Below are 17,259 nucleotides of genomic sequence, written 5' to 3'. Positions count from 1 at the left end.
CACTTATCTGTAGTAAACCAAATAATTGTAAGATTAAAAAATAAGGATATTTCATGCACCAGACGCTCGGTCGAGTTATACAATCAGCAAGCAATATTATACTGGGCAAAGAACAGCAAATTCGGCTTTCGCTCTGTTGTTTATTAACGGGCGGTCATTTACTGATTGAAGATATACCCGGAGTCGGAAAAACCACTCTCGCGCATACTCTGGCAAAGTTAATGGGCCTGGAGTATCAGCGTATCCAGTTTACCAGTGACCTGTTACCCGCGGATATTATCGGCGCTACCATTTATAATCCCGATCAGCATCAATTTACATTTCATAAAGGTGCGATTTTCAAACAAATGGTTTTAGCCGATGAAATCAATCGTGCGACGCCTAAAGCTCAAAGTGCTTTATTGGAAGCGATGGAGGAGCGACAAGTTACAGTGGAAGGGCAAACATATCGCTTGCCGCTGCCATTTTTTGTCATTGCAACTCAAAACCCAAGCCATCAACTAGGCACATTTCCTTTGCCGGAATCGCAATTAGACCGTTTTTTAATGCGTATAGAATTGGGCTACCCTGATCATGATGCTGAACGAGAATTATTGACCGGGCAAAATCGTTATAAATTAATTGCAACACTCGATGCACAATTGCCTGCCGAAAAATTATTGTACATGCAACAAGCAGTACAGGACATTTACGCTTCGCCTGCTTTACTGGACTATATACAAGCTCTGATAAAATTCACCCGCGAGTCAGAAGAATATCATACCGGCTTATCGCCCCGGGCAGGATTGGCTTTACTGAATTCAGCAAAAGCATGGGCCTATATGCAGCAACGAGAAGAAGTGATACCAGAAGATGTGCAAATGGTCCTGGGACCTGTTGCCGGGCATAGATTACGCGCTGGATACAGCAATTCAGAGAATATTGTTGCCCCTTTGCTAGCGAATGTTGCTATCCCTTAGGGGGATGCTTTACTCTCTCGTGTAGGAGTTGTTTTTTTAGATATGAAATCCACGCCATCTTCACAACCTATACGCCTAAGTTATAGGCGAATTTATATATTGCCTACAAAGCGCGGACTAGGCTTCGTGTTGCTGATTACAATATTATTGCTAATCGCATTTATTTATAATAATAATCTGGTTTATTTGCTGTGTTTTTTACTTGCCAGTCTGTTTTTTATCACCATTTTACATACCGTCAATTCACTGGAAGGCCTGCTTATAAAAAAAACGCAGTGCCCTGACATCTTTGCAGGTGAGTTTGCCACCAACAGTCTGATAATTGATAATCCCGGCAATACCAAGCGTTATAGTATACAACTAGGCTTGGCACAGGAAAGTATGCAGTTTTGTGATATCAACGCGCAGCAAAATATGCGCATCAGCCTGCCTCAAAAAGTTAACCAGCGCGGTTGGTTTGTGCTTAGCCGGCCTGTTATTTTTAGTTGCTATCCTTTTGGCTTGTTTCGCGCATGGCACCGCTTAAATATAGAAATTAAAACATTAGTTTATCCACGCCCAAGTATGCAAGATTGCCCCTTGCCTGAAAATAACAGTAGTCAGGGTATGCAAGGCAATACAGAAAAAGGTCAGGATGATTTTTATGGGCTACAGCGCTATCAGTCGGGCGATGGTATTCGACATATTCACTGGCGCGCCTATGCCAAGGGGCAAGGCTTATTTACCCGACAATATAGCGGTGTACAGAGTTCAGAAATCTGGTTAGATTATGAGCAAACTCAGGGTTCAGACCATGAAGAGCGTTTAAGCCAGATGTGCCGCTGGGTGTTAGAAGCAGACAAGGCAGGGATGGAGTATGGGTTTAAGTTAATGGGACTTATAATAGAACCAAACCGGGGCAATCAACATGCTACACAATGTTTAACAGCATTAGCTCTGGCGTAGAGCGAATTTCTTGACGTTAAACGAGAACATAGAGCATTAGATTTCCCAATAGACAGCCAGTAAGTTAACTAACTCCACTCTTTAATAAAAAACCTATGCTCAGTTATCGTCATTCATATCATGCAGGCAATTTTGCCGATGTATTAAAACACAGCGTATTAATTCATATCCTTGAGCATTTAAACAAGAAACAAAAACCGTTCTGTTATGTTGACACTCATGCCGGTGCAGGAAATTACTCATTAGTGAGTGAGCAGGCAGAGAAAACGCAGGAATACCAGCAAGGCATAGGTGCGCTATGGCAAAAATCCGAACAGGCAGATCATGCTCCTGCAGCCATTATTAACTACATGAATGTGATCAAAGCATTTAATACTCAGGATGAATTAACTCGCTACCCTGGTTCCCCTATGATCGCCAGACATTTAATGCGCAGTCAGGATCGTTTATTTTTATATGAGCTGCACAATACCGAGATCGAGCTACTGCGCCAATCGGTCAATAAAGATAAGCGTGTGCAGATAGCGCATGAAGACGGATTTAAGCGTTGCATTTCTAATATGCCCCCTCAGCAACGCCGCGGCCTGGTGCTTATAGACCCTTCCTATGAAATGAAAACGGATTATAAGCAGGTTATAGAAACACTGGAGCAGCTATATAAACGCTTTACCACGGGAATTTATGCGCTTTGGTACCCGGTTGTGGAACGGCTGCGTATCGATGAATTAGAGCAAAAAATACTGTCCAGCAGCTTGCAAAATGTACAGCTCTTTGAGCTGGGTCAGTTAGCTGATAGCCAGGCGCTCGGCATGACAGCTAGCGGCATGATTGTAATAAATCCTCCCTGGACATTAAAGACAGAAATGCAAAAAGCTTTACCTTATCTGGCAGAGCAGTTAGGGATAGCTAATCAAGGCTATTACCGTATAAAACAATTAAAGGATGAATAATCGTTTATGCAACAGACCATTAATCAGCGCAGCATTATTTTTCTACTTATCTGTATTGGATTAATAGCACTTCCGCATGCCTTGCATGTACCTCTGCCTGTTTTTGCATTTTTCTCAGTCTTGTTAGTCTGGCGTTTTGTTTGCGTCTGGTATCCTGCCTATTTACCAAATCAGTTGCTGATTTTTTTATTATTACTCAGTGGTATAAGTTTACTGGTAATAATGCATCAAGGTGTCTTCGGTCGTGATGCAGGGACCGCTGTTTTTCTCGTTGCCTTAGCTATGAAATTGCTGGAAATTAAAACCCTGCGGGATGTCTATTTAATTGTCTACCTTGCATTTATTGTCGCAGCAACGCAGTTTTTGTATTTGCAGAATATATTGATGGCGGCTTATATATTGTTAGTCTGTGTCAGTCTACTGGTTACGCTGATTATTATAAATAATGCTAATCAGAGTAATTTGGCATCATTAAAAACAGCAGGGAAGATTTTATTTCAGGCACTGCCATTAATGATTATTCTGTTTATTTTTTTCCCTCGGGTAGAAGCACCTAGATGGTCTTTTTTACAGAATGAAAATCAAGCGAAATCGGGACTTAGTGATACTCTAGAACCCGGTTCTATTAGTCAGTTAGGTTTATCGGGTGAGCTGGTGTTTCGAGCAAAATTTATTGGAGATTTGCCTCCGAATGCAGAGCGTTATTGGCGAGGGCCAGTGTTTTCTTATACCGATGGTAAAAAGTGGACGCAAACTCGAAATACTTATTTTAAACGTTATCTGGATAAAGTCAGTTTTACTGGCAAGCCTTATCAGTACCAGTTGTTAATGGAACCACAAGCTAAAAACTGGGTATATGGCCTGGATATGCCAGCTACTTATGAATGGCCGTTACAAGAAAATGGTAATCACCAGCTACTTAGCTCTGAACCGCCAGGAAAAAGAGCCGAGTACAAGATCACCTCTTATGCTCAATATAATACGGGTTATATTACCAAAACAGAACTGAGTGATAATTTACAACTGCCAAACCAGGTTGAAAGCAGGGTAGAAAAGCTAGTTACCCAGTTAGGCGGCTTTAATGCACCCCCTGAAATATTTATTAATAATCTATTCGCATATTTTCGTAATAATGAATTTTATTACACCTTAATGCCGCCCTTGATGAATGAAAAGCCGATAGAAACTTTTTTATTTGATACTCGAGCGGGTTTTTGTGGTCATTATGCGTCAGCTTTTGTTTATTTAATGCGTGTTGCCGGAATTCCTGCGCGGATTGTCAGTGGTTATCAAGGCGGAACATTTAATGCCACAGGTGATTTTATTGAAGTCAGGCAAGCGAATGCCCATGCCTGGTCGGAAGTATGGATTCAAAATAAAGGCTGGGTAAGATATGATCCAACTACCGCAATTGCGCCTGAACGGATAGAACAGGATGTCAATATCGAACAGCAGATAGCTAATAACGCAGTCAGCTTTGCCCCGATACAGCTTGATAGTCAAACGCTTTCCTTATTAAGGCAGGCGCGTAACTTATGGAGTAGTGTTGATTATAACTGGCATCACTGGATTATTAATTATGATCGCCGCCAGCAATTCAGTTTTTTATCCGGGCTTGGTATAGATACCTTAAGATCCATGCTTTATTGGCTAATGGGACTGGTTGCCGTAGTCACGATATTTTTAGCTATATATGTGTTGCGTAAACAAACGCCCGTATTAGATAAAGCGCAGATTTATTACGCTAAAGCCTGTCGAAAATTAGCAAAAACCGGTTTGATAAAACAGGCTAATGAAGGAGCAAATGATTTTGCTCGTCGAGTGAGCGCTCAACTACCCGATATTGCCGATAGCTTTGATCATATAACTCAACTCTACGTACAAATTCGTTATGCGAAACAAACAGAAGGAGTAACACTGGAACAATTAAAATCCAGTGCATCAGCATTTCGGATAAATAAAAATAAAGGATAAGTTGTCTGTAGAGCGAACTTTAGTCCGCTCATAAAAAAGTGATTGAACTACGTAATGCGCGAAAAACAAGAAAGGCCTGTCTTGTTCCGGTAGTGGTAGTGGTACGAGAACGCCCGCGCTCAACAGTTTTTTTCCAGCATATAGGATAAACAATGAAATTAGTAACATTTAAACACCAGGGTATTAGTCGAGTAGGCGCGGTTGTTGATGACGTCGTTGTGGACGGTTTGGCGCGAAATAATATACCGCAAAGCATGCTGGAATTTTTAGAAACAGGCACGGTTGCTATGGCAGCTTTGCAGGAATTAATTGATAGACGTCAAGCACGTATTCCCTTAGACGAAGTTAAATTACTCGCGCCCGTTCCCAGGCCCGGGAAATTTTTAGGTATCGGTCTTAATTATGCCGATCATATTGCCGAAACGGCTCAGGAAAAACCTGAGTATCCGACGTTTTTTACCAAGCAAAGTAGCTGTGTAATAGCTGATGGCGATGCAATACATCTGCCTGCAGTCTCAGAAAAACTGGATTATGAAGTTGAACTTGCTTTTGTTATTGGTCAGCGTTGCAGGCATGTACCCCTGGAAAAAGCTGATGAAGTCATTGCAGGTTACACTATCGTTAATGATGTTACTGTACGTGACTGGCAGTTTCGCACACCCACCTGGACGATAGGGAAATCCTTTGATACACATGGGCCCATGGGGCCGTGGATAGTGACCAAAGATGAAATTATGGACCCGCATAATTTAAGCTTGAAAACCTGGGTGGATGATGAGTTACGCCAGTTTTCCAATACCAGTCATATGATTTTCAATATTTATCAAATGATCGCTTATTTAAGTCAGGCAATGACCTTAGAACCTGGCGATGTAATATCCACAGGTACACCAAGTGGCGTAGGCGTAAAAATGCAACCTCGGGGCTATATGAGGGCCGGGCAAGTGGTAAAAATTGAAATTGAAAATATTGGCAGCTTGTCCAATCCTGTGATTAATGAACCCGAAGGCTTTGTTGTTACAGGCTAAAGTTATTTACTAACATTAATACTCTCAAGGCTGTTGGATATATTTTGCTGCCATGGTTTTTTTATGCTTATTCAACAGCGATGTTTGCCATGCATCGAATGCCTACCGCGTATCTGGCATACGCGGGTATCTCATTCTGCGCTTTTCTCCACAAAACCGTGAAATGGTGTATGGTCACCCAACAGGTGACAAGCATTTACAATCATTATATTTTATATTCAGTCACTTATAATGTTTTATAGCGGTCAACTGCGGTTTCCAGGTTGAACTATGCCCTTACCAAAACGAGTACATCCGGCGATCTGAGACATGGGTAAGGTGACAAAAAACAATTGTGTTAAATTGAGAACATTTAAACTGAGTTTTTTCGGCTGCATAATTCAATGCCATTAAAGATAATTAGCTTACAGGGGTTTACGTATTCTTTGAGAAAAGTCCACGCTATTGTCTGCATCATTAGCGCGCGTATTGATGTGTGCTCGCCGTTGTAACTCAGCAAAACTGATACGCTGATCTAATTTCCCCGACTCATAAAGATACTGTGGTACATAGCCGCTTAATAAAATTTTCCAGGAAAAAGGCAGAGGTTCCGGATTGATAAGTGAATGCATCCAGATACCTGTGGTGCAATTATTAGTCATTGTATTATAAAAAACAGGATGCTCACTGAGGCTATTAATTTCATGCAAATACGCCATTAACAAACGCAGCGCTTCAGCCTTGCTACCTTGCAACTGATAGAGATAAACCTGTTCTGGTGGATCGTGTCGGTAGGTGGTACGCAAACCAATAACATCACGCTCATCAGCGACAATATAAATCAGTTCGTATTGGCGGAAAAAGCCTTTAATTGTTGAGTATGCTTCATTTTGTTCCTTGCGCGCCTCAATGGAAAAGGCCAAATGCTTTCCATCACTGAACCGAAAGCTCATAATGGTGTGTGCAATCGCCGGCCCCATCCAGTAAATAGCGAACAAATCCGCACCTTCCAGCTTGTTTAAATCATAACTTTGCTGATAATAGGCCGGTTGATAGTCAAACTCATTGCGATAAGAAAAGTTACGAATATTATGCACTGTCACCCGATCATCATCAAAAGTTGCATACGCCAGCGTAGCTACATCTTGTTGCCACGGCCGGTCATTCCTCGGTGCTGTAGTTAACCAATTGCTTAATACAGCAATAAATAACACGCCGTGTATAGCTAACAACCGATAGCGCACGGCAGGGAAGTATAGCCCAACAAGAGCGACCAGGCCGGACACAGCAAAGCCAGCAGCGAGGAAAATTTGCAGCGTCCCGGTATGCGAATCGCCAAAATATAGCGCACAAGCGCCCCACGCCGTAGCACCGGTTATCACAGTCGCAATGAAGACAAACTGTAATATTTTTAACATAGACTTTGGGTGAAATAAAGAGTTCTTGTGGGATCAATATTGGTTACGTCAGTTGTAACAAACGCGATACTCAAAAAGTACACCTTTTTATCCAGGAAAATAATACGTTTACGTAATGTCAGGTCAATCAAAAATTTAATATAGCACCTATCATGTCAATCTGCGCAGGCGATCATTTTTTTCCGGATCATTTAAAGCCGCACGGCGCCTAACTAGATAAATATTAATTTAACTCTTTATCCTTCCAGAACTTTGTACCCTGAATGGTCGCTTGTGCAGCCAGGCCACTTTTTGTGAATTGATATAAGAAGATACCCGGTGCAACTTCTATTGCGACTGAAACTGCACCACCTTTGTTGTCAAGTTTTGCTGCCGCATCCGCCTGACCTTGTACGTTCCAGCCAATATCAACAAAACGATCAAAAACCGTTTTGTTGGCAAAGACAAATATACCGCGAAAATCTTTAACACCCAGTCCTACGCCGACACCCGCAGAAAACATTTTCATATAGGTGTCTTTGCCTGTTTTATTATTGCGTGCCACACCGTAACCCTGACCTGTTGATACCACAAATACATTGATGCCCATGTTATTAAAAACGGCATACCCATAGGCACTGGCAATATGCGTCTTTGCCCCTGGTGCTAATTTATATAGTTCGGCTAAGTCTGTAGATCTCATTTTATGAATATAACTGATTTTATCAGCTTTGGTGCTGCCTTCGGGTCTGGCACAACCATTTAAAACAAATAGCGCTGACAGCATAGCAAGCAATACGATAATAGGTTTTAGTCTAAACATTTAAGTGTTCTCCATAAAAAAGGAAGGGTATATTGTTTTTTACACAATTCATTTTAGTTAAATTCGTTGTTAGGAATCTGGCACTAATATACTTTGTGCAGTCACGGGTGCGGTTGTATAGAGCGCTGATTTTAGTCGAGAGTAAGGCGCTGAAATAGACGCATCGCAAGCGGCTATCGGTTAAAATCGGTTGCTAGAAAACCGCATATGGGCCGCGCGAAGTATACACACTAATACATCAAAGACCTAACTGCATGGTTCGAGTCACTTTTCCAAACGGCCTCAAAGGCACCAGAATGATAGTTACTAAATTACAGCAAAATATCAATGAAGCAAATCTTAAATCATGATACTGCAAATATTAAAAATACAACACTAGCGGTATTATGAATTGACTTGGCTAAACAAGGTTTTTATATACATGGTGTTGAAGATAAAGATCATTTCATGCTCAATAAAAAACTCACTTGAAAGCAACGCAATGGCTTTATCGCCAGATAACCAGCTTGATTAATAAGCCTTGAAGCATGTGGCGGATATCACAGACCGAGTGCGTATACTAACTGAATAGCGACATGCTGTGCTGTATGCCGTTGATACTGAGCATTCCTGACGAATCTCTTTTGTAGTTGATTTGCCAATAGTTTCGCAATTCGGGATTTGAACCCTCGTTTTCCTTAGTCGGTAATCGGTCATCATCTTAACAGCTCAAGAAACCGATCTACTTGATCAGCCTCCGTCGCAAAGCAGGTTACCAGGCGCACCAACACTTCGTTCTGGCTTAACAGGCCTGGTTTTGCGCGTGGCGGATTCCACTGATAAAAAACGGCACCTTTTTCCTGGAGTTTATTCGCGTGCGCTTTATCCACAATAGCAAATATTTCATTGGCTTCTGCATGCCACGCTAATCGTGCATGTGTAGAGTTAACGATACCCTTTTGCAAACGTTCAGCCATAGCATTGGCATAACGCGCCATATCTAACCAAAGATCATCATATAAATAAGCATCAAATTGTGCAGCGATGAAGCGGCTTTTAGAATGCAGTTGCGCAGCGCGTTTACGGATATACGGTAAATCTTTGGCCAATTCCGGACTCATGAATACCAGTGCATCGGCACACCAGCAACCGTTTTTGGTTGCACCGAAAGAGACGATATCCACACCCTGTTTCCAGGTCATTTGTGCAGGTGTTAGTTCCAGCGCAACCAGCGCATTTGCAAACCGCGCGCCATCCATATGCAAGGGTAAGCCGTAAGCCTGGGCAATCTGCGCAATACCGGCAATTTCATCAGGCTGATACAGCGTGCCAATTTCGGTAGCCTGGGTGATAGAAATGGCCATCGGTTGTCCCGCATGTACAAAATCAGGTGGAAAACGTTCGATTTCGGCTTTGAGGTTAAGCGGGTCGATTTTACCGTTTTCCCCGTCCACTGGTGCCAGACGAGCACCATGCGTGAAAAACTCCGGTGCGCCACATTCGTCTTCCAGCATGTGCGCTTCGCGGTGACAAAAGGATACTCCACCTGGACGATTCACGGCAGCTAGTGCCAGCGAATTAGCCGCGGTGCCGGTGCTGACAAAATAGACCGCAACTTCACGTTCAAATAGCTCGTTAAACTTTTGTTCGATCTTGTGATCAAGAGTGCCTGCGCCATAAGGCGCTGAAAATCCTGCAGAAACTTCCAGCAACCGTTGTGCAATCGCAGGGTGTGCACCGGCCCAATTATCGGATGCAAAATTCATAGTGAGTGTCATGGGGTATTTTAAATAACCTGAGTTCGGGATAAGAAAAGGTGGGTGGTCTTCTAAAAAGCTGAAAAAATAGAAACAATCAGGAATTTATTTTTCCAAGACGGCCCAATGCCAAGTTTAACCCGATTATTTTGTGATGTAGATGATTTTTGTAAAACCTTTTTACCCCAGAGCCAGTTTTTTTTCTCGGTAATGAACGGTATACAGCTGAAATTGAGAGCTTGAAAGGGCGGAGGATGACAAAAAAAGGGGAAGACCTGTAAGTTGGCGGAAGGAAAAAGTAAATAATTTAAGTTTACTCTGACCTAGGTTATTCAAGTTATTGTAAGATTTTAACTAAAATATATGCATGTTAAAATGGACTCTAAAGTTCTTAGCTTAATTTGTCAATCAATTCGCAATTCGGTACCTGAACATCCCTCTGGAATTTGCAAGTTATTTTTCTAAATCAACTCATAAATTTGACGCAATTATCCGCCTCTCTACAAATCAGAGAAAAAGATATACCTGAATTCAATCCATCATTATCATACACGTCAGCATAAGTGAACACTTCTCATTAGCTGTTAAGCCGTCTTTTCATTTATACTCGCAAGTTCAATGTAATCTCGGTCATGACGCAACATAGACCAGATGACTCGTGATATATGTCGCCCCAATGCCCGAACGGCGTTGTTGTGCGTCTTTCCTTCGGAACGTTTTTTATCATAGTAAGCGCGAGATTCAGGCACATAAGCCATGTGACGACAAACTGCGGTCATCATCGCTTTACGAGCTCGGGTATTGACGTGTTTAGGTGATTTAGTTCCTTGGTAGCCTCCAGATTGTTTGTCCAGAGGTGCCATGCCGATATAGATTGAAAAGCTACTCTGTTTCGGAAAGCGGTCTAAAGTACCGATTTCACCCGCCAATTCGGCACTACAGACCAAACCAAAGCCAGGAATCGAATCAATATGCTGAGCATATGCAGACTTTTGAATCTGTGAGTCGATTTTTGCATCCATGGTTTTAATTGATGCCATCAAGGCTAACAAGCGGCGTGCATCCTCTTGGATCATCGGGCCGACTTCTTCGATTTCATTAGAAAATTCTGCCTGTTTCTGCCAGTCAAGAATGAGGTTGAGATATTTCCGGCCAACCCCTTGAATGGCAAGCAGGCTTTTGGTTTGTAGTCGCATTAATTTTGTCAAATCATCGCGACAAGTTAGAAAGTGCAGAAACCATAGATTATCAATACTTCCTGTCATATCCAAAAGCGTCGGGCAGGTGGCTTGCAGGTCAGGCTGTATACGGTTTTGCAGAGCAACCTTTTCATTGATCAACTGACGTCGCCGCCGTGTCAGACGCTTTAACCGACGATTGGCATCGGGTACCGGTAGCACTGCCTGCAGAACACCTTTAGCGAGCGGCAAATGATCCTGAAGTTGAAACAACTCAAGCATTTTGTGAGTATCAACCAAATCAGATTTTGCGGGTGCGGGAAAGATCTCTTTAAACCGGGCGAGCTTGAGGTTGTTGACGTTGTAAAGCTGATAGCCGTGGCTCTGAATCTGGCTATCCAATGGTCGAGCCCAGCCATTGTAACCTTCCATAGCAACGTCTACAGGTCGGTTGTATAAATGCTCTTGCCGCTCAATACGGCTAAAAAAATACTGAAACCCTGCTGGTGTATGCGTAATCGAAAATTCGTCCAGAATCCCTCCCTCAGAAAGGCCAATAGCCACATAATGCTCGTGACTACCGATATCAACTGCAACTTGTAAATGGGCTAAATTATGAATGTTCATGACGGTCTCCATAGGTCAACGTTAACAGTGGATACAACACCATCCTGCGTCTCGTCTACTTAGTAGAGCCACAAATGACCCCAAAAAAAGCCACATGAAATCACTCGGCACCATCCCAATAAAGACGTCTCGGACGGCGCAAGTGGCGGGGGCGGCATTTCAAGTTCGAGCCGTTACCCTAAAGTACGACGGACCCCGTGAGCCACACCCCCACCAAGTTCAATTTTACACCCCTGGCAAGATGCCCGCCACTTGCTTTGAAGAGAATTCCTGGTTGCCAAATAATCAAAAAATTCGGCTTGCACTTGTAGATATAAATATATAGATAACTTTTCCTATAAACATCATATCTATTACTCACTTGTCATTTCTCTCCATAATTCTATAGTAGACCCCGGTTTTTTATCAATTCGCAATTCGGTACCTGACCCGAATGGCACTTACTTAAGAATAAAACACATAAATCACAGTGAGTTACTTTATTTTCTTCGGGTGTCCATTCTTTCTAATCACTGCTCTTGCTTCTTCTCTAGGTTTCATTAACAAGGAAAAAGGCTTTGGTCTTCTTTTTACTGCACGAGGTTCTATTCGACCAGAACGATTTCCAACCCGCTGCTGAGCAATTAATACAAATAATGATTCTTCAATGACTCCTGTACCAGTAAGAGCCGTCTGTTGAGTCCATGCCAACCACAATTGTAGTGTATGCTTAAAGCTAAGCTGGCGTGGTAATATATCGGCTAATAAAGCCGTTTGAGCCATCAATAGTCGAATCAGATTATAGGCCAGAAAATAGACCCATATTTCCTTTTCACTCATTTCGGGTGTTTTACAGCTGAGCGTTTCCATGCCCATCGTCGTTTTTATGTTCCGGAAATCAACTTCAATCTGCCAGTGTTTTTTATACAAAACCCTGAGTTCTGGTTTCGATGCTTCTTTAGGGCATAGCAATGTTGTTATGAGTATCTTGCCATGAGTGCTTAACTCACGGATAAGTAACGTTTTCGGTGCAACATCATAGTGCGCTTGTGTCATCCAGTCTGGTTTGATCTTTGGTTTGGTTAGTTCGATTAAGTGATCTCTGGTGCCTATTCGTTTGCCTTTCCTAAAGTCAGTTACCCGTTTACGCGCGCCCATTTGCTCAAAGACGGCATCAATGCCTTTTTCACGCAGTGAAGCTAACAAAAAATAGGTACCATAAAAAGCATCGCCAAGAACAAGGTCTCCCGTATCAAAGGTGTCTATAATATTACGAAGCAAACTTTGCTCATCTGAGCCTTTTCCATTGAACCGTCCTATCGACGCATTTAAAACGGCCCCACTTGAAAGGCAGATAACGCCAACCAACCGACAAATTGGAAAACCAAGTCCTGGTTTTTGACCACTCTGCTGAGGATATACTGCCTGATTTTCAACGGTGTCGGGCATTGTTACAGTGGTTCCATCAATTAAATGTACACGCCTTCCATGCCAGCGCCATTGCTCAGGGATTTGACAGTTAATGAGCTCACCTGTCTGGCAAACTAGGTCAGAAACCATTGCTAATGGCAAACGCTGTCTTGCTCGACAATAACCACCCGTAGAGGTACTAACAGGTGCAAGGCCACCAATGATACGTTTTATTGCTGCATCATTGACCGCTTTTTGACAGGAGCGATCTTCACTCAAGGCTTGTGCTAAAAAATTGAAAGTGTTTCTGTGGGCGGATAAAGTCGCTCTCGATGTTCAGGTAATAAGGTGTCAATTCTTGATAGCAGTTCAGGGCAGGTGAGCAGGTTAAAAAATTGATACGAATCTGTCTTTTCTGCACATTTTTTTATTCTTTGTTGCTGGCAGCGTAAAAATTTGTTATTAATAAACATTAAGGCAGGTTTCTCGGTGATGGCTAAGTTGTTTTGTCGCAATCAGTTTATCATCGAACCTGCCTTTTTTAATATTTTCAGTAGCTTATATCTTAAGTAAGTGCCATTCGTACCTGACCCCGGTTTTTTTAAGGGTAATGGGGGCTAAACTTAAGCCCCCAAGTGCTCATGCCTCCCTAACAATAGTTCTTCTTGCTGTTTACTGAGCCTGAACGATAGGAGGTGGAGCCCAGGTGCCCTTGCCTACCGGAAGGATGGAGGGTGCTTCCGTCTTAGGCCAGTAAAGGCGCATGACTAGATAGATGGGTCCGTCAGGTGCCGGTAACCAGTTAGCTTCTTTCTCTTTGCCCGGAGAGTCCTTCTGGATATAGAGCGTCAACGAGCCGTCTGCGTTTTTTTTCATATCCGGTAGCATCGGCGAATTGATCAGGTAACGATTGATCGGGTTCTTAATCAACAGTTGTGTTGTCCCATCGTACATGGTCGCAGACCAGAATGCATTTACCGGAGGGTATTGTCTGTTGGCGAAGGTGAGCGTGTAATTGTGCTTACTGCCATCAAGCAACTGCCCGTTTGTGAGGGTTGTGGCTAATGGATAGGCCGCCTCAACGGCTTCGTTTCCGTAGATGCCTGCTTTCGCGCCAGCGGCGCGCTTCAACCAGTCACCAGCGAAAAATGCGCGGTCGCCAAAAAGTGAGCTCATCTTCCAACCGTTGATAGTTTTTAGTTCTGTCCCAAGGTATTTCTCGATTTTGGCTTCGCCCTCTTTCATACCTAGCTCCACTTCAAGCTTGTGAGCGAGAGAGAGATCCTTAAATTCAAAAGTCTTGCCAGCACCGATGCCTATACTTGCTAGTTTAGCGCGGATTAATTGCTCTTCAGGTCCTGGTGGCGCGAACTGCAAAGAAAAATCAAGATATTGAAAAAAGTTGCTCTTGACCATTTCTTTGTCAATCTTGGGAAATTTCACCGGTGCGGCAGGCGGCGCAGGCTGGTTCAGATAGGCAGAGAGTGTCTGCACCTTATAGCCAGCCTGTATTTTCTCGACATTCTTCATGTCAGCTGGGTTAAACAACTGAGTGCGATAGGCTGCAAGCGAGAACCGTGTGGAGGATCGAAATACCTTTTTGATACCTGCGGGCGTCTGGCCTTTCCAGTCAGGGCCTACCACGAGATAGTCACCCGGCTCGGTTCCGGTAGCGCGACTGCCGATATAGCCATAGATGAAGGTATTGCCGTCCTCAAGCATTACCGAATAATAGCGAGTTTTCTCCACCGTAGGGACGGATAATACCACCGGTTCGGCATGCAGGTCTAACCACGCCAGGGAATAGGGTGTATCACTGTTAGGCGTAACGATAGCTGTGTCCTTGTAGGTAAAGACGTGCGACTCGTTCTTGATCTGATTGAACGGTGCCTTGAACTGTCCTGAATTTCTGTCCACTGCGTAATCGTACATTACCGCGTAGTTCATTACGATAGGCAGGCCATAGATAAAAGCTTCCTCGGCAATAGCCTTGGTTGCTTCGATGCCAGGTAGGTTAATCCCTAGCCTTTTGTCCGCCATTTCAGCTGCCGCAATGGAATCACTCTTGGTACTGCAGCCGCTTAGTAGGCTAACGCCGATTACGAGTACAAAGGCATTAATAAGAATAGTGTATCGTGTAGTGTTCATGGTATTCCTTTTAGCTATAAAATATTGATCAACGTATATCTCTTTTTCCCAATTGGGGTTTTATCTAATTACTTTGCTGATCTCTTCAGGCTGAGTCGGGCTAAATAATTCTTGTCAAGCAAGCTTAGTTTGCTTCTGTGGCTCATTACGTTGCCGGTTTTTTAATTCACTGTATACCCACGGCCACGTAAACAAGTTTGATAGGTTTGTTGAAATTGGTCCGGCGCTGCTTTTTCCTTCATACCAACCGCCTGGTTCTAATTATGCTGCTCGGCGACCGCCTGGCGTTGACGAAAAAAACCTCCAAGGGCACCGACAGAGGTGCCTATTGCTGCGCCTTTACCAGCATCTCCACCTATGGCGCCTCCGACTGCACCCAGTGGCAGCCCCTTTGGCAGAAGTACCAAACAAAGCACGCCCCATGCCACCTTGTGGTTGCTGGTAAGACTGAAGGCTGAGCGACTGTTCAGCGGTCTGCTGTGGATTGACACCGGTCTGCTGTTGAGCCCATTGATGGCAAGCCCCTTCGTCTTTCTGTTGCTGTTGTTCGTTCTGTCCCTTACTTGGGTAGATATACATATTTGCTTATACGGGTATGCTCAAAAAAGTAAATATTAAACTCGCTATTGCGATGGAACTGGTTGTCTTGTACATGAAAAATACCTTCTGATTTATCAATTAAATGAATGTTTAGTGCTTCCGGTGCCAGGCACTTTTAATAACGCTTGTTTCTTTGTGCTATTCAATTTCCTTATTATAACTATGTAATTTTAATCCTGCTGTATTGATAGACGTAAGCCTTAATTTATAAGATATGCCTCCTTTGTGTTACTACCGTTAAGTGGTGTGACTGGCATGATAGTCAGCTAGCTGGTGGAAGTCCAGCCTTTGCCCTGTGAGAAGGGAAAAAGTAGGCGAAAGCAAGGGTGTCCAAAGAAACTCCCGGTAGCTACCCAACAGGGAAACACGGTTATTGGGAGCCAATGCGGAATCTGAAGGAAGCTCTAGCCAAATCGATCACCTAAACGAAAGTGAACCTTCGTAAGGCGGCAACAAGGGGATAAGGTGCCCGCGACCACCGAAGTCCAATATTCTCACCGTAACGTGTTGTTGTATTGAAGGTAGGTAGATCGAGAGATAGTTGACTATCTTACCCAGTGAAGAGCCGTCGGCTTTGGGTCGGAGTAACTGCGACTCCTTAAGCCCTAAGCGCTACAGTAATGTAGACGTTATGAACCGAGGGTTTTCAGATGAAGCCATAGTAATCGTAAAGTTTGGTGCCGATGAATTCATGGTGACATGAAGGAGGGTAAAACATCAAATCAGCAACAGGACGTTGGAGGTGAAGGGCGGAACACGTAAGCGGCCATGGCCGTTGATTATAAACTGATGGACTGAGATCAGCCTAACAGGAACAACCCTCTATTCGCGTCGTAAACAGTGAACGAATCGGTTGTGCGAGATTGAAGAAAGCCCATTGCAAAAGAAAGAAAAAAAGTGAAATGAACGAACACGACCTATTTATAGAGGAACCCAGACTTTTCGACCAGTTATGCTCAACCTTATACTTGGGCGTCGCTTTTAAACAGGTAAAGAAAAACAAAGGTAAACCCGGCATAGACGGAATAACCATTGCAGACTTTGAAACTCGTTTAGACGAAGAGCTAAGTCAGTTGCAAGAGGAACTCGCAAACTGGACTTATCAACCCTCGCCAGTCCGTCGAGTAGAAATAGCCAAGCCGGGAGGCAAAGGTGTACGACTACTCGGCATACCGACGGTACGGGATCGAGTGGTACAAACAACATTAAAGCTACTGCTGGAACCGGTCTTTGATCCGCATTTTTCACCGCACAGCTATGGATTTCGCCCAGGGCGAAGCCAGCACGAAGCGGTACAAGCGGCACAACAGATAGTGAACAGTGGCAAGCCCTACGTGGTGGATATAGATCTATCCAAGTTTTTTGATAGAATCCATCACGACAGGCTGATAGCCCGAATGGGCGAGAAAATATCCGACAAACGGATACTTCGCCTAGTCGGAAACATGTTGCGTAGCGGCGTCATGATCAATGGCATCGTCAACCCCAGCAAGGAAGGCGCAATGCAAGGGGGCTCACTCAGTCCC

At 43.6% G+C, this 17,259-nt stretch carries 12 protein-coding genes and 1 pseudogene; 6 read left to right on the top strand and 7 right to left on the bottom strand.

What is annotated here, in order from left to right:
* The first annotated feature begins 53 nt into the window (after positions 1-53).
* From AU255_RS17615 to AU255_RS17595, 5 genes are all read left to right on the top strand, one after another.
* Positions 54-959 (top strand): AAA family ATPase, encoded by a 906-nt coding sequence (locus AU255_RS17615; protein WP_080524215.1) that lies wholly within the window; start codon positions 54-56, stop codon positions 957-959.
* A 99-nt stretch (positions 960-1,058) separates the two neighbouring features.
* Positions 1,059-1,904, top strand: a complete 846-nt coding sequence (locus AU255_RS17610) for a DUF58 domain-containing protein (RefSeq protein WP_233144737.1) — start codon at positions 1,059-1,061, stop codon at positions 1,902-1,904.
* Between the two features lie 95 nt (positions 1,905-1,999).
* Positions 2,000-2,854, top strand: coding sequence for a 23S rRNA (adenine(2030)-N(6))-methyltransferase RlmJ (locus tag AU255_RS17605; protein ID WP_080524213.1), 855 nt, complete (start codon positions 2,000-2,002; stop codon positions 2,852-2,854).
* A gap of 6 nt (positions 2,855-2,860) precedes the next feature.
* Positions 2,861-4,828, top strand: a complete 1,968-nt coding sequence (locus AU255_RS17600; RefSeq protein ID WP_080524212.1) for a transglutaminase TgpA family protein — start codon at positions 2,861-2,863, stop codon at positions 4,826-4,828.
* 152 nt (positions 4,829-4,980) lie between these two features.
* Positions 4,981-5,856: a fumarylacetoacetate hydrolase family protein gene (locus tag AU255_RS17595; protein WP_080524211.1), complete on the top strand. Its 876-nt coding sequence runs from the start codon at positions 4,981-4,983 to the stop codon at positions 5,854-5,856.
* A 404-nt stretch (positions 5,857-6,260) separates the two neighbouring features.
* On the opposite strand, the gene AU255_RS17590 is transcribed toward AU255_RS17595, so the two are convergent.
* The 7 genes and pseudogenes from AU255_RS17590 to AU255_RS20195 all read right to left on the bottom strand — a co-directional run bounded on the left by AU255_RS17590 (position 6,261) and on the right by AU255_RS20195 (position 15,549).
* Positions 6,261-7,253: an Lnb N-terminal periplasmic domain-containing protein gene (locus AU255_RS17590; RefSeq protein ID WP_080524210.1), complete on the bottom strand. Its 993-nt coding sequence runs from the start codon at positions 7,251-7,253 to the stop codon at positions 6,261-6,263.
* Between the two features lie 223 nt (positions 7,254-7,476).
* Positions 7,477-8,055, bottom strand: coding sequence for a lipid-binding SYLF domain-containing protein (locus tag AU255_RS17585; protein WP_080524209.1), 579 nt, complete (start codon positions 8,053-8,055; stop codon positions 7,477-7,479).
* 695 nt (positions 8,056-8,750) lie between these two features.
* Positions 8,751-9,800, bottom strand: coding sequence for a threonine aldolase family protein (locus tag AU255_RS17580; protein ID WP_080524208.1), 1,050 nt, complete (start codon positions 9,798-9,800; stop codon positions 8,751-8,753).
* Between the two features lie 575 nt (positions 9,801-10,375).
* Positions 10,376-11,596, bottom strand: coding sequence for an IS110 family RNA-guided transposase (locus AU255_RS17575; RefSeq protein WP_080524207.1), 1,221 nt, complete (start codon positions 11,594-11,596; stop codon positions 10,376-10,378).
* Between the two features lie 474 nt (positions 11,597-12,070).
* Positions 12,071-13,458 (bottom strand): annotated as a pseudogene (locus AU255_RS17565) (IS4 family transposase).
* A 199-nt stretch (positions 13,459-13,657) separates the two neighbouring features.
* The gene (locus AU255_RS17560) at positions 13,658-15,133 is read right to left on the bottom strand and encodes a DUF1254 domain-containing protein (protein ID WP_080524205.1); all 1,476 of its coding nucleotides are present in this window, start codon (positions 15,131-15,133) and stop codon (positions 13,658-13,660) included.
* A gap of 257 nt (positions 15,134-15,390) precedes the next feature.
* Positions 15,391-15,549 (bottom strand): glycine zipper family protein, encoded by a 159-nt coding sequence (locus tag AU255_RS20195; protein ID WP_233144736.1) that lies wholly within the window; start codon positions 15,547-15,549, stop codon positions 15,391-15,393.
* A 1,086-nt stretch (positions 15,550-16,635) separates the two neighbouring features.
* On the opposite strand from AU255_RS20195, the gene AU255_RS17555 reads away from it, so the two are divergent.
* Positions 16,636-17,259 (top strand): reverse transcriptase domain-containing protein (locus AU255_RS17555; RefSeq protein WP_269844835.1); only part of this gene is annotated, 624 nt, incomplete at its 3' end.

Origin of the sequence: Methyloprofundus sedimenti (assembly GCF_002072955.1) — a bacterium.
GTDB classification, from domain to species: Bacteria; Pseudomonadota; Gammaproteobacteria; order Methylococcales; family Methylomonadaceae; genus Methyloprofundus; species Methyloprofundus sedimenti.
The sequence above is the reverse complement of the archived record's forward strand: the minus strand, read 5'-3'. Positions and strand labels throughout refer to the sequence as shown.

Excerpts from the sequence above, each read along its gene's own strand:
- AU255_RS17615 (WP_080524215.1), top strand. The coding sequence starts at position 54 with ATGCACCAGACGCTCGGTCGAGTTATACAATCAGCAAGCAATATTATA.
- AU255_RS17605 (WP_080524213.1), top strand. The coding sequence starts at position 2,000 with ATGCTCAGTTATCGTCATTCATATCATGCAGGCAATTTTGCCGATGTA.
- AU255_RS17600 (WP_080524212.1), top strand. The coding sequence starts at position 2,861 with ATGCAACAGACCATTAATCAGCGCAGCATTATTTTTCTACTTATCTGT.
- AU255_RS17595 (WP_080524211.1), top strand. The coding sequence starts at position 4,981 with ATGAAATTAGTAACATTTAAACACCAGGGTATTAGTCGAGTAGGCGCG.
- AU255_RS17590 (WP_080524210.1), bottom strand. The coding sequence starts at position 7,253 with ATGTTAAAAATATTACAGTTTGTCTTCATTGCGACTGTGATAACCGGT.
- AU255_RS17585 (WP_080524209.1), bottom strand. The coding sequence starts at position 8,055 with ATGTTTAGACTAAAACCTATTATCGTATTGCTTGCTATGCTGTCAGCG.
- AU255_RS17580 (WP_080524208.1), bottom strand. The coding sequence starts at position 9,800 with ATGAATTTTGCATCCGATAATTGGGCCGGTGCACACCCTGCGATTGCA.
- AU255_RS17575 (WP_080524207.1), bottom strand. The coding sequence starts at position 11,596 with ATGAACATTCATAATTTAGCCCATTTACAAGTTGCAGTTGATATCGGT.
- AU255_RS17560 (WP_080524205.1), bottom strand. The coding sequence starts at position 15,133 with ATGAACACTACACGATACACTATTCTTATTAATGCCTTTGTACTCGTA.